The following is a 13418-nucleotide window of genomic DNA, read 5'->3' on the forward strand; positions in this document are numbered from 1 at the left end:
CGTTCGCGGCTTCTCTATCGCTTCCGTTCGGGTGGGTTCAGCCGCTGCCGGTCAGCCCAGCAGTTCGCGGATGCCGCGCCGCCTGATCTGCTCGAGGGCGACCGTGACCGCGTAGGTCAGGCCGGGGACCTCGTTCAGGTCCCTGCCCCACAGCTTGGCATTGGCCAGCCAGCCCGAGGCCAGCTGCGCCATCGACCATGCGCCGCTGTCGACCTTCGGCCAGGCCTGGCGGAACCAGTCGAGGTTGGCCGGATCGTCGGACAGCTCGATCAGGTCGCCGCGGTACAGCACCATGGTCGCGGCCAGGGCCAGCACCAGGCGGCGCGGCAGGCGGCCGGCGTTCAGCTCGGCGTAGCGCAGCAGCTGCGGCATCACGCGCGCGGCGAACTTGCTCCAGCTGTTCAGGGCGATCGAGGCCAGGCGGTGGTGGATGGAGGGGTTGCGGAAGCGCAGCAGGACGTCGTCGGCGAAGGCTGCCAGTTCCTTGCGGTCCATCTCGAGCGCCGGAATGATCTCGTCCGCAATCGCGGCGCGCAGAAAAGGGCCGACGCCGCTGTCGTCGACCGCCGGGCCGACCGCTTCCAGGCCGGCCAGCAGGGCCACCGGCACTAGCGTGGTGTGGCCGCCGTTGAGGATGCCGACCTTGCGCTTCTTGTAGGGCGTGATGTCGTCGACCAGCTTGACGTTGAGATCGGCACCTTGCAGCTTGAGCTCGTCGCCGACCCAGGACGGGCCCTGGATCACGAACAGGTAATAGTATTCGGCAGACACCAGGAAGGGATCGTCGTAGCCCAGTTCCTCCTTGATCTTCTCGGCGTCGCCCGCCGGGTAGCCGGTGACGATGCGGTCGACCAGGGTCGAGCAGAAGGTGCAGGCATCCTCGATCCACTCGGCGAAGCCCGGTTCCAGCGACCATAGTGCGGCAAAGTGCAGTACCGCGGCTTTCAGCGCCGGGCCGTTCCTGTCGATCAGCTCGCACGGCAGCAGCACCAGGCCCTTGTCCCTGGCGCCTTCGAAGGCTTGATAGCGCCTGAACAGCAGCTGGGTGAGCTTGGCCGGGAAGGTGGCTGGCGGCGCATCGTCGATGCGGTCGGTCTGGTTGACGGCGATGCCGGCTTCGGTGGTGTTCGACACCACGAAGCGCAGGTCGGGATTCGAAGCCAGCGCCAGGTAGTCGGCGTACGCGGTGCCGGGGTCGATCTCGCGCTGCACGCATTCGACGGTGCGGTAGGCCTTGACCGGCTCGCCGGCTTCGTTCAGGCCGCGCACCAGCACGGTGAACAGGCCGTCCTGGGTGTCCAGCAGCGGCGCCGCCGAGCCGCCGCGCGGGCGCACCACCACCACGCCGGCATCCAGGCCGGTGCGCTCGTTCAGCAGGTCGATCTGCCAGTCGAAGAAGCCGCGCATGAAGTTGCCCTGGCCGAACTGGAGGATCTTGATGGGCAGCGCGAACGGGGCGCTGCGTTTCAGTTGTTGCATGTGTCTCTTTCTTATAGCTGTTCGCGTGATGCCTGCGTCCGCGTGGACGGCGGAGCCGTCCACCCTACCCGCGCTCCATCAAAGGGAAATATCGCGCTTCCAGAAGATGAAGTCGTACTGCTGCAGGCGATCCGCCTTGCAGGTGTACTTGCCGCCGGCGGTGGCCACCACCATGTCGAACAGCCCGCGCGCGACGTCCGGCAGCGGCTTGCCTTCGATGACCGGACCGCAGTCGTAGTCGATCATGTCCGACAGCTTGTTGGCGACCCGGGTATTGCTCGAGATTTTCAGCACCGGCACGATCGGGTTGCCGGTCGGGGTGCCGAGGCCGGTCGAGAACAGAACCACGTTGGCGCCCGAGGCCACGATGCCGGTGACGGATTCGACGTCGCCGCCGGGGGTGCACAGCAGGGACAGGCCCGGCTTGTCGGTCTGCTCGGCGTAGTCCAGCACCGAGACGATCGGCGAGGTGCCGCCCTTCTTGGCGGCGCCGGCCGACTTCATGGCGTCGGTGATCAGGCCGTCGCGGATGTTGCCCGGGCTCGGGTTGTCGGCGAAATGGGTGCCGACCGCCAGCGCGCGCTGCTCGAAGTCGCGCATCATGCCCAGGAAGCGGCGCTTGTCCTCGTCTTCCACGCAGCGCTCGATCAGATTGGCTTCGACGCCGCACAGTTCCGGGAACTCGGCCAGGATCGAGGACCCGCCGACGGCGACCACCATGTCCGACACGTAGCCCATCGCCGGATTCGCCGAAATGCCCGAGAAGCCGTCGGAGCCCCCGCATTTCACGCCGATCTTCAGGTGCGACAGCGGCACCGGCCGGCGGGTGACCTTGTTGGCTTCCTTCAGGTGCGACAGGGTGTCCTGCAGCACCGCCTTCATCATCTTTTCTTCGCTGTCCCACTGCTGCTGTTCATAGATCAGCACCGGCTTGTCGAAATTCGGATTCTGCTTGGCCAGCGCTTCCTTGAACATGGCGATCTGGGCGTTCTGGCAGCCCAGCGAGAACACGGTGATGCCGGCCACGTTCGGGTGGTCGGCGTAGGCGGACAGCACGCGGCACAGCGAGCGGGCGTCGGCGCGGGTGCCGCCGCAGCCGCCGTTGTGGGTGATGACGCGCACGCCGTCGAGGTTCGGGAACGGACGCACCACCGGCTTCGGCGCCTCCATGTCCTCGCCCAGCAGCTGGAACGTCAGCGACGCCAGGTCGTCCTGGGCGTAGCCGAGCGGACGTTCGAGCGCATTGCGCAGGTGCTCGACGTTGCGGTTCTCGCAGAACACCAGCGGGAAGATCAGCCAGTAATTGGCGGTGCCGACGCGGCCGTCGGCGCGCACCACGCCGTCGAAGGTGGCGCCGGCGAGGTCGGCCACGTCCGGCGGGGTCCAGGTGTAGGGCTTTGACTCCCCGATTTCGACTTCCGCCGCATGGTGGGCCAGGTTCTCGGTGGTGACCGCCTCGCCCTTCCTGATCGGCTGGGTCGCCTTGCCGACGGTGACGCCGTACATGGTCAGCAGGTCGCCGACCGCGAACGCGTGCCGGGCCAGCTTGTGCTTGGTCTTGATCGGCGTGGCGACGAGGATGTTCTCGTCGTTCCACGTGACGACTTCACCCGGGTTCAGGTCGGTCAGGGCGACCAGCATGCTGTCGTCCGGGTGAATGCAGATTACTTTTTGCATGAAGGTGCGCCCTGCTCTTTCTTAAAGGCCGAAATAGTTCTTTGCGTTTTCGTAGCAGATGCCGCGCACGATGGTCGACAGCGCCTCGAAGTCGTTGGGGTATTCGCCGCCCTCGACCCATTCGCCGAACTGGCGGCACACCAGGCGGCGGAAGTAGTCGTGGCGCGGGTAGGACGCGAAGCTGCGCGAGTCGGTCACCATGCCGACGAAGACGCCCAGCACCGAGTGGTTGCCGAAAGCCAGGATCTGCGCCAGGTTGCCCAGTTTATGGTCGTTGAACCACCAGGCCGGGCCGAACTGCACCTTGCCGGCGACGCTGCCGTCCTGGAAGTTGCCGATCATGGTCGACAGCACTTCGTTCATGGCCGGGTTCAGGTTGAACAGCATGGTCTTCGGCAGCTGGTCGTTGGCGTCCAGCGCCGACAGCAGGGACACCAGGCCGTTCGAGGTGGTCATGTCCGAGATCGAGTCGAAGCCGGTGTCCGGTCCCAGGGTCTGCAGCATGCGCAGGTTGTTGGAACGCATGGCGCCGATGTGGAAGCACATGGTCCAGCCGAATTTTGCATACACGGTGCCGATGCTTTCCAGCAGGCCGCGCAGGTACTGGGCCTGTTCCAGCTCCGACAGCGTTTCGCCGGCGATGCGGCGGGCAAAGATGGATTCCAGCTGGTCCGGAGTGGCGGCGACGACCGGCAGCGGCATGTCGATGGCGTGGTCGGAGATACGGCCGCCGCGGGCGTGGAAGAATTCCACGCGCCTGGCCAGCGCCGCCATCATCGAGGCGAAGGAATCGATCTTGATGTCGGCCACCGCGGACAGGCGGGTCACGTAGTCGGCGAAACCTTCCTTGCTGATGCGCATGGCATTGTCGGGACGGTAGGCCGGCAGCACCCGGGTCTTCAGGCCGGAATTGGCGATCTCGGCGTGCTGCAGCAGGTCGTCGGCCGGGTCGTCGGTGGTGCAGGCGATTTCGACCTTGGCCTGCTCCAGGAAGGACCAGGTGTCCATCCCGGCCAGCTTGGCGTTGGCCTGTTCCCAGATCGCGTCGGCATTCTTTTCATTGATGATCAGGTCGATGCCGAAGATGCGGCGCAGTTCCAGGTGGCTCCAGTGGTAGATCGGGTTGCCGATGGCCAGCGGCAGGACCTTGCAGAAGGCATCGAACTTTTCGCGGTCGCTGCGGTTGCCGGTGCAGTATTCCTCGGCGACGCCGGCGGTGCGCATCAGGCGCCATTTGTAGTGGTCGCCGGCCAGCCAGAGTTCGGCAATGTTGCGGAACTTCTTGCGCTCGGCAATTTCACCCTGCTGCAGGTGCGAGTGGTAGTCGATCACCGGCAGGTCGGCCGCCACTTCGTGGTACAGCTTGCGGGCGACGTCGGTGGTGAGGAGGAAATCCTTGTCCATGAATGCGGTCATGCTTGTTGCTCCTTGCGCTTGGTTGCGTTGCGCCCTCGGTCGGCGTTCTGATATATCAGAATGGTATGCCTAATATATTACATACGCAAGGTCTTTCGTTCTCGGAAAGTAACAAAACAGCTAAATTGGTCAGACCAAACAACGAAACCGTTCAGTTCATTATCGCGCATAAACCATTTTGGCCCAACCAATCTCTACTTTGTTCTATCTAGAAATAAAAATTTTCAATGAATGACAAACGATCAATGAAGTGTGACCGCCCGGACGCGGGATGTTATGCTTCGGCCGTCCCTATAAAGACGCACGGATACAACACCAATGAACCACCAAGGAACCATCCCCCATGTTTGAACGCCTTTTCAAGCTCAGAGAAAGCGGCAGCGACGTCCGTACCGAGATGCTGGCCGGTCTGACCACGTTTCTGACCATGGCCTATATCATCTTCGTGAATCCCTCGATCCTCGGCGACGCCGGGATGCCGAAGGATGCCGTGTTCGTCGCCACCTGCCTGGTCGCGGCCCTCGGCAGCGCGGTGATGGGCCTGTACGCCAACTACCCGATCGCGATGGCGCCCGGCATGGGCCTGAATGCCTACTTCGCGTATGCGGTGGTCCAGGGCATGGGGGTGTCGTGGCAGGCGGCGCTGGGCGCGGTATTCATTTCCGGCTGCCTGTTCATCCTGGCGTCGCTGTTCGGCCTGCGCGCGATGATCGTCAACGGCATCCCGCACTCGCTGCGCGTGGCGATCACGGTCGGCCTGGGGATGTTCCTTGCACTCATCGCACTCAAGAATGCCGGCATCGTGGTGGCCAATCCGGCGACCCTGGTCAAGGCCGGCGACCTGCACCAGCCGGGCGCGATCCTGGCCGTGATCGGCTTCCTGCTGATCGTCACCCTGGACCGCCTGCGTGTGCGCGGCGCGATCCTGATCGGCATCGTGGTGGTGACGGTCCTGAGCTTCTTCTTCGGCGGTAACACCTTCCACGGCCTGGTCTCGGCACCGCCGTCGATCGCCCCTACCGCCCTCGCCCTCGACATCCCGGGCGCGCTGGCGGTCGGCATCCTGAACGTGATCCTGGTGTTCTTCCTGGTCGAGCTGTTCGACGCCACCGGTACCCTGATGGGCGTGGCCAGCCGCGCCGGGCTGCTGGTGGAGGGCAAGATGGAGCGCCTGAACAAGGCCCTGCTGGCCGACAGCGCCGCCATCGTGGCCGGTGCGGCGCTCGGCACCTCGAGCACCACCGCCTACGTGGAAAGCGCGGCCGGCGTGCAGGCCGGCGGCCGCACCGGCCTGACCGCGCTGACGGTGGCCGTGCTGTTCCTGGCCTGCCTGTTCATCGCGCCGCTGGCCGGCGTGGTACCGCCCTACGCCACTGCCCCGGCCCTGCTGTTCGTGGCCTGCCTGATGCTGCGCGACCTGGGCGACATCGAATGGGGCGATACCACCGAAGCGATCCCGGCCGCCATCACCGCGCTGGTGATCCCGTTCACCTATTCGATCGCCGAGGGCATCGCCTTCGGTTTCATCACCTATGCGGCGCTGAAGCTGACCACCGGCCGCGCGCGCGACGTGGCGCCGGTGATCTGGGTGATCGCGGCGCTGTTCACTTTCAAGATCGTCTACGTCGGCACCTGACGCGGCTTAGGTACGTCCGATCTTCGCCAAAGCCGGGCGGCGCCACTCGCGTGACGCCGCCCGCGTGATGTCACCCGTCAAGCCTGCGCCGGCACCAGCCCTTCGCTCAGCATGCGCGCAAACTCGTCCGGCGCCACCGCCTTGCTGTAGTAATACCCCTGGATGATGTCGCACCCCATTTCGGCCAGCATGGCCAGCTGGCCGGCTGTCTCGACGCCTTCCGCGACCACGGTCAGGCGCAGGCCATGCGCCATCGCGATGACGGCGCGCGAAATGGCGAGGTCGTTGTCGTCCTCGAGGATGTCGTCGACGAAGGACTTGTCGAGCTTGAGCTTGTCGACCGGGAAGCGTTTCAGGTAGTTCAGGTTGGAGTAGCCGGTGCCGAAGTCGTCGATGGCCAGGCGGATGCCCATCGCCTTGAGCTGGGCCAGCAGTTCGTAGCTCTTGCCGGCGTCGGCCATCGACGCGCTTTCGGTCAGCTCCAGTTCCAGCAGTGCCGGATCGACCCCGTAGGCTTCCAGGATGAACTTCAGGGTGCCGACGATCTCGTCGGAGAACTGGTAGACCGACAGGTTCACCGACACCGGCACTACCGGTAGCCCGGCTTCCTGCCAGTAGCGGATCTGGGCGCAGGCGGTCATCAGCACCCAGGTACCGATTGGCAGGATCAGGCCGCTCTCCTCGGCCAGCGCGATGAAGGTGCCGGGCGAGACCATGCCGCGTTCCGGATGGTTCCAGCGCAGCAGTGCCTCGGCGCCGACGATGGCGCCGCTCGCCAGATCGACCTGGGGCTGGTAGTGCAGTACCAGTTCGTTGCGGTCGACCGCACGCCGCAGCGCGGTCTCCATCCTGAAACGGTCGCTTGCATCGCGGTTCAGCTCCGGGCGGTAGAAGGCGTAGCGGTGGACGACGCCGTCGGCGGCCAGGCGCTGGGCCGCTTCGGCACTGCGCACCAGTGTTTCGTAGTTGTCGCCGTCGTTCGGATAGACGGCAATGCCGACGCAGGGGTCCATGTGCAGCTCTTCGCTGCCATACGCGTAGGGCGCGCCGAGCGCGGCCAGCAGGCGGCGCGCGGCGGCGGCAAGTGCCTCGTTGTCCGGCCGCACGGCCACCAGCACGAAACTGCCGTCCGAAAAGCGCGCCACGGCGTCGCCGTTGCCGATTTCACGCATCCGTGCCCCGGCCTGCTGGACCAGCACCTGGTCGGCGTTCGGCCCCAGCGTCTCGCGGATCAGCGGCATGCGCACGAAGCGCAGCAGCATGAAGCCGAGTACCTGGCCGGTGGCCTTGGCCTGCCCCTGCATCTGGCGCAGGCGGTCGCGCAGCAGCAGGCGGTTGGGCAGGCCGGTCTGGGTGTCGAAGTTGCTGACGTAGCGCAGGCGCGCTTCGGCGCCGCGCAGTTCCGTGGTGTCGATGCCGGTACCGAGCACGTATTCGATGCTGCCGTCGGCGCGCTCGAGGCGGGCGTGGTTCCAGATGATGTTGCGCAGTTCGCCGCCGCGGGTGCGGAACTCGCCCTGCAGCCGGGCCGGCAGGCTGCCGGCGGCCAGCTGGCCGAACATGCGCTGCAGCACGTCCTCGTCGTGGGCGCCGCGCAGCACCTCCCAGCATGGCCTGCCGATGGCCTCGGCGACCGGCCAGCCCAGGGTTTCCTCGCAGGCGCGGTTGAACATCACGATGCGTCCTGCCGGATCGGTCAGCAGGACCAGCGCGCCCGCGGTCTCGACCACGGCAGACAGCCGGTTGCGCTCCGAGCGCAGCGCGTCGGTACGCTCGACCACCAGCGCTTCCATGTGCGCATACCGGCGCGCCCGCGCGAGCGCCGGGGCGACCTGCCTGGCGATGCTGTCGAGCAGGCTGCGGCACTCGTCCGCCAGCGGTGCCGACGGCAGCAGGTGCAGCATGCCGGCCGGCACCCCGTCCGGCCCTGGCGGCAGCGGCAGGTGCCAGGCCCCGGGCGGGAGCGCCTCGGGCGCCTCGCCGAAGCCGCGCGCCGCCAGCAGCCGCGTATCGCCGCCGGCGTCGAAGACGCTCAGGCCCGCCGCCTTGATGCCCTGCAAGGCCGCAAGATGCTCGACCGCGGCCAGCGCCACCGCGTCTTCGCTCATGGCGGCGTTGAGCGCGCCGGCGATCGTGCCCAGCACGGCCAGCGCACGCACCGATTGTTCCAGCCCCGCCTGCTTTTCGGCGAGCGCGGCATTCATGCGCAGGGTCTCGTCATGGGTGGCGTTAAGCAGGTCGAAGATCTGGCGGCGTTCGGCCGCCATCAGCTCGAGGCCGGCCGGTTCGCCGGCGGCGTCGCCATCCTCGTTGCGGCGCAGCAGACGGCGCATCCGGGTGCGCAGCTCGGCGGCTTCGTAGGGTTTGCGGACAAAGGCATCGGCGCCGGCTTCGAGGCCGCGCACGATATCCTGCAGCGTGCTCAGCCGGGTCAGCAGCAGGACCGGGATGCCAGCGTACCCGGGATCTGCCTTCAGCGTGCGGCACAGGGTGAAGCCATCCATCCCGGGCATGGCAATGTCGCTGACGATCAGGTCGGGCCGGCGCCGCCCGACCTGGGCCAGCGCCTCGAGGCCGTCGGCCGCAAGCGCGACTTCCCAGCCGGCTTCTTCGCTCAGCATGCGCGTCAGGTGCTGGGCCTGGGTCGGGCTGTCTTCCACCACTAGGATGCGGATCTTCCCGGAAATTGTCTCTTCTTGCTTCGCTCTCATTGTCCAGTCACCGATGAACTCGCGCCACGCACGCATCTTGCGGCGCGATAACTTGCATTCATGATACCGAGTATGTCGAAACAATAATATTTACAAAGATATTGATCAAGCAACACCTTTGTATTGACGCCGAGATGCCGGGCGTCCCGGCTGCTGCCGCGCTCGCGCTCTCCGAGGGCGAACCCTGTCGAATCCTGGGCTAGGAACGTCATGAATCGGACGCGCACTGTAACGAATTCAACGACGCACGAGCTCACATGATGTTGCTTATACTCAACAATATTGGCCAAAATGTGACATGCTCAGCCGGCCAGGCCGTGTTGCAGCGCGTAGCGGATCAGTGCCGCATTCGAAGACAGCCCCATCTTGCGGAAGATGCGGCTGCGATAGGTATTCACCGAACTGATGCTGATCCCGAGCTCGGCGGCCACCTGCTTGATCTGGAGTCCGGAACCGATCAGGGCAACGATTTCGCCCTCGCGCGTCGTCAGGCTGTGGTGCGCCGGACGCGGCGACGGACAGGCAGCCTCGCGGGCCAGCAGTTCGCTGACGCGCGGGCCGAGGTAGGCCCCGCCCTGCGCGGCGCGGCGCACGGCTTCGGTCAGTTCGGCGGCTGCGGCTGCCTTCGAGACGTAGCCGAGCGCGCCGGCGCGCAGCGCCGCCAATGCATAGCGCTCCTCCGGGTGCATGCTGAGCATTACCACGCGCAAGGTGGGGAAATGGCGCCGCAATTCGGCAAGTCCATCGAGCCCGTCGTAGTCGGGCAGGCTGATATCGAGCACGACCACGTCGGGCCGTACCTGTGCGATCAACGCGAGGGCCTGCTTCAGGTCTGATGCCTCGCCGACGATTTTGAGGTCGGCGCTGTGCCTTACGATCTTCTTGATTCCTTCTCGGATCAATTCGTGATCGTCGGCGATGACTACCCTGATCAAAATGCTTCCTTCTTACATCCACGCTGGTATGTCAGCGAACGGGGCGCATTCTTTCATCTGTCGACTGACATTGCAAACATAATGATTCATGACTTAACAATTGTAATACTTTGCCTGGTAACTCCTGGATATAAAAATTCATGCACGAAAGGTTCTCGCGCCATGCTTTGGGCTACAATGGCGCCTCCGCCGGACGCGAGCGTACCGGTGGACCATCCATGAACGAAGGCTGTCCATCGTCCGCTGCCGACCCGGCGCGCACATGGCGCATACGGCAGCCGTACAGATGCCTATGAAATCTTTCTCGATTCTGGCGCTGGCCCTGGCCAGTGCCGCCGGCAGCGCCGCTGCCGCGCCCGACGACCTCGGCGCCACCGCACCGTCGTCCACCTATTTCACCCAGGCGCCGTCCAAGCCGATCCCCGAGGGCAGCAACTGGTACACCTCGGCGGAACTCGGCGCCATCAGCACCAGCGGCAATACCAGCGGCACCTCGGTGACCGGCAAGGTCGACGCGCGCCACGAAATGAGCAACTGGAGCAACGAGTACATCTTCAGCGGCTATTTCAAGGAGGACGAGATCGACAACGGCGACGGCACCCGCAGCCGCACCCGCTCGGCCCAGCGCTACTCGGTCTCGGCCAAGGCGGCCTACAAGCTGCTGCAGGACGGCAATCGTGCCTTCCTGCTCGGCTCCCACGTCAGCGACAAGTTCGGCGCCTATACCCGCTATTCGAGCCTGTCGGTCGGCTACGGCACCCAGATGCTGCGGCGCGAGGACCGCACGGTCGACGTCGAAATCGGTCCGGGCGTGTTCCATGGCGTGACGTCGGAAGGCGGTGTCGAGTCCGGCCTGACGGTGCGCGGTGCCGCCCAGCTGCGCTGGCGCGTGAGTCCGTCGGCGGCATTCAGCCAGACCGTGAGCGTGGAGCGCGGGACTTCGAACATGCACTCGGTCGCCGAGACGTCGCTCAGCACCAAGATCAACGGCACGATGCAGATGAAGGCGGCATTCAGTGCGCGCAACGACACGAACGTGCCGGATGAGAAGAAGAATACCGATACGCAGACGTCGTTGACGCTGGTGTATTCGTTCTGAGTTCTCTGGCGCCATACCCTAGCCGCCAGGCTTGGCCAATGAACGTGGTCCCCGCCTGCGCGGGACCACGTTCATGCAGTGTTACATCAAGTGCTGCATTACTTCTTCAGCAGGACCTGGCCCTTCAGCTGGATGCTGCCCTTGCCGGTTGCCATGTCTTCGCCGCCCAGCAGCGCGCCGCCGCCGGTTGCCTTGGCATAGCGGCCGGTACCGCCGGTGATCTGGAAGCTCGCGTTGCTGAACACGTAGTTGGTGCCTTCGCCGGTCGGCACGAACTGGCCGCTGTACGACGCGAACAGCATTTCGCCGGTCAGCGTGGTGATCATGAAGCGGCCATCGCTGAAGGTGAACGAGGTGCCGCTCGGGGTGATGCAGTCGCTCGACAGGAAAGTGACCTTGCCCAGGACATTGCTGTCGCCGTAGCCCAGGATGGTGCCGCCGAACTTCGAATCGCAACGCAGCGACGGGCCAGGGATTTCCTGCAGCGTGCCGTTGAGCTCCAGATCCTGATAGCTCGACTGGCCGGCGGTGGCGGACAGTGCTGCGGACATCAGGACGGATGCGGTGGCGATACGCAGGACGGTTTTGAGCATGGTACTTCTCCGAAATATTGAGTGAGGTCAAATCATATCTTTTTTGCATGCGGAACAGCGCACGGATATGCTTTTATGTTGAAATTTTAAGACACTTCACCCTATTTCGTTGATACGAAGGAAACTTACCTTGGTATTTCGCCAGCATAAAAGCTGCACCGGAGGCGCGGCCTCGGTGCAGCGGCATGATGCTGGCCTCAGGAGGCGGCCGCCGCCCTGCCCTGTTTCGACGGACCTGCCAGCGCCAGTGCGATCAGGCTCAGCAGCGCGGCTGCGCTCAGGTACCAGCCGACGTACTGCAGGCCGTAGGTTTTCGCCAGCCAGGTGGCGACGTAGGGCGCCAGCGAAGCACCCAGGATGCCGGCCAGGTTGAAGGTGAGCGAGGCGCCGGTGTAGCGCACCTCGGCCGGGAACATTTCCGACAGCAAGGTGCCGAGCGGGCCGTAGGTCATCCCGATCAGGCACTGTCCGATCACCATGAACGCCACCACGCCGGCCAGCTGGCCGCTGCCGAACAGCGGCCCGAACGCCAGGCCGAAGACCGCGATCGCGACCGAGACCAGGATCATCGCCGTGCGCCGGCCATGGCGGTCGGCCAGCACCGCCGCCAGCGGGATCGTCAGTCCGAAGAACACGATCGCGATCAGCTGCAGCACCAGGAACTGCTGGCGCGAGTAGCCGAGCGCGGTGGTGCCCCAGCTCAGCGTGAACACGGTCATCAGGTAGAAGATCACGAAGGTCGCCATCGCGGCCAGCGTACCCAGCACCAGCGGACGCGTATGGTCGCGCAGCACCGCCGCCACCGGCAGCTTGACACGCTCGTTACGGTCGAGCACCGCCTGGAACGCCGGCGTCTCGGTGATTTTCAGGCGCACGTACAGGCCGATGAGCACCAGCAGCGCGCTCGACAGGAAGGGAATGCGCCAGCCGTAGGCGAAGAAGTCGGCATCGCTCATCACCTGCGACAGCAGCAGGAAGATGCCGCCCGACAGGAAGAAGCCGATCGGCGCGCCCAGCTGCGGGAACATGCCGTACCAGGCGCGCTTGCCCGGCGGCGCGTTCTCGGTGGCCAGCAGCACCGCCCCGCCCCATTCGCCGCCCAGGCCCAGGCCCTGGCCGAAACGGCACAGCGCGAGCAGCAGCGGCGCCAGGGTGCCGATGGTGGCGTAGGTCGGCAGCAGGCCGATCACGACGGTGGACACGCCCATGGTCAGCAGCGCCGCCACCAGCGTGGCCTTGCGGCCGATACGGTCGCCGAAGTGGCCGAACACGGCCGAGCCGACCGGACGCGCGAAAAACGCGATGGCGAAGGTGGCCAGCGACGACAGCGTGGCCGCGGCCGGGTCGGCGGCCGGGAAGAACAGTTTCGGGAACACCAGCACCGCGGCGGTGGCGTAGATATAGAAGTCGAAGAATTCGATGGTGGTGCCGATCAGGCTGGCGAACAGGACGGTGGCCGGGCGATTGGTGGCGCTGCCTGCGCTCTGGGGCGGCTGTTTGCTCATGCGCGCTCCGCCTGGCTCAGTGCATCGGCGACTTCGCGGCTGTCCGCCGGGCGCACCACGCGCGCCACTTCCTTGCCGTCCTTGAGCACCACCACCGTCGGCCACAGCTTGATGCGGAACGAACGTCCCAGCGGCCGGCCCGGTCCATCCTCGACCTTGATGTGCGCCGCCTGCGGATGGGCCGCCACGGCAGAGGCGATGTCGTCGCGCGCGGCGTTGCAGTAACCGCACCAGTTGGTCCCGAAATCGAGAGCCACGATACCGGGATGCGCGTCGATCGCGCCGCGTTCGGGCTGGGTGGTGTCATAGGGCTTGGTCATGCAAGGTCTCCTTTACTGTCTTGTTGAGGCAATGACAATAGAGTACC

Annotated in this window: 10 protein-coding genes; 2 read left to right on the plus strand and 8 right to left on the minus strand. The window is 65.4% G+C overall.

Annotation, left to right across the window (positions count from 1 at the left end; all coding sequences use genetic code 11):
* Positions 1-51: 51 nt before the first annotated feature.
* The 3 genes from FBX97_RS07760 to uxaC form a co-directional block, all read right to left on the minus strand.
* The gene (locus FBX97_RS07760; RefSeq protein WP_141830058.1) at positions 52-1479 is read right to left on the minus strand and encodes a tagaturonate reductase; all 1428 of its coding nucleotides are present in this window, start codon (positions 1477-1479) and stop codon (positions 52-54) included.
* A 78-nt stretch (positions 1480-1557) separates the two neighbouring features.
* On the minus strand, positions 1558-3156 hold the full coding sequence (locus tag FBX97_RS07765) for a UxaA family hydrolase (RefSeq protein WP_141830060.1): 1599 nt from the start codon (positions 3154-3156) through the stop codon (positions 1558-1560).
* A 21-nt stretch (positions 3157-3177) separates the two neighbouring features.
* Entirely contained in the window at positions 3178-4572 is a 1395-nt protein-coding gene (gene uxaC, locus FBX97_RS07770; protein ID WP_141830062.1) for a glucuronate isomerase, read from the minus strand.
* 343 nt (positions 4573-4915) lie between these two features.
* Here uxaC and FBX97_RS07775 point away from each other — a divergent pair, with 343 nt between their 5' ends.
* A complete protein-coding gene (locus tag FBX97_RS07775) occupies positions 4916-6208 on the plus strand; it encodes an NCS2 family permease (RefSeq protein ID WP_141830064.1) in 1293 nt (430 codons plus the stop codon).
* Positions 6209-6285: 77 nt separating this feature from the next.
* On the opposite strand, the gene FBX97_RS07780 is transcribed toward FBX97_RS07775, so the two are convergent.
* The gene (locus tag FBX97_RS07780) at positions 6286-8919 is read right to left on the minus strand and encodes an EAL domain-containing protein (RefSeq protein ID WP_185748503.1); all 2634 of its coding nucleotides are present in this window, start codon (positions 8917-8919) and stop codon (positions 6286-6288) included.
* Between the two features lie 302 nt (positions 8920-9221).
* Positions 9222-9854: a response regulator gene (locus tag FBX97_RS07785; protein ID WP_370457178.1), complete on the minus strand. Its 633-nt coding sequence runs from the start codon at positions 9852-9854 to the stop codon at positions 9222-9224.
* Positions 9855-10140: 286 nt separating this feature from the next.
* Here FBX97_RS07785 and FBX97_RS07790 point away from each other — a divergent pair, with 286 nt between their 5' ends.
* Positions 10141-10953, plus strand: coding sequence for a YdiY family protein (locus tag FBX97_RS07790; protein ID WP_141830069.1), 813 nt, complete (start codon positions 10141-10143; stop codon positions 10951-10953).
* 98 nt (positions 10954-11051) lie between these two features.
* On the opposite strand, the gene FBX97_RS07795 is transcribed toward FBX97_RS07790, so the two are convergent.
* The 3 genes from FBX97_RS07795 to FBX97_RS07805 form a co-directional block, all read right to left on the minus strand.
* Positions 11052-11546 carry a hypothetical protein gene (locus tag FBX97_RS07795; RefSeq protein ID WP_141830071.1) on the minus strand — a complete coding sequence of 165 codons (495 nt, stop codon included), beginning with the start codon at positions 11544-11546 and terminating at the stop codon, positions 11052-11054.
* Positions 11547-11743: 197 nt separating this feature from the next.
* Positions 11744-13051: an MFS transporter gene (locus tag FBX97_RS07800; protein ID WP_141830072.1), complete on the minus strand. Its 1308-nt coding sequence runs from the start codon at positions 13049-13051 to the stop codon at positions 11744-11746.
* Positions 13048-13371: a thioredoxin family protein gene (locus FBX97_RS07805; protein ID WP_141830074.1), complete on the minus strand. Its 324-nt coding sequence runs from the start codon at positions 13369-13371 to the stop codon at positions 13048-13050. Before FBX97_RS07805 ends, FBX97_RS07800 begins: the two co-directional genes overlap by 4 nt.
* Positions 13372-13418: the final 47 nt, after the last annotated feature.

It is taken from the genome of Herbaspirillum sp. SJZ107, from assembly GCF_006715485.1.
Lineage (GTDB): Bacteria > Pseudomonadota > Gammaproteobacteria > Burkholderiales > Burkholderiaceae_D > Telluria.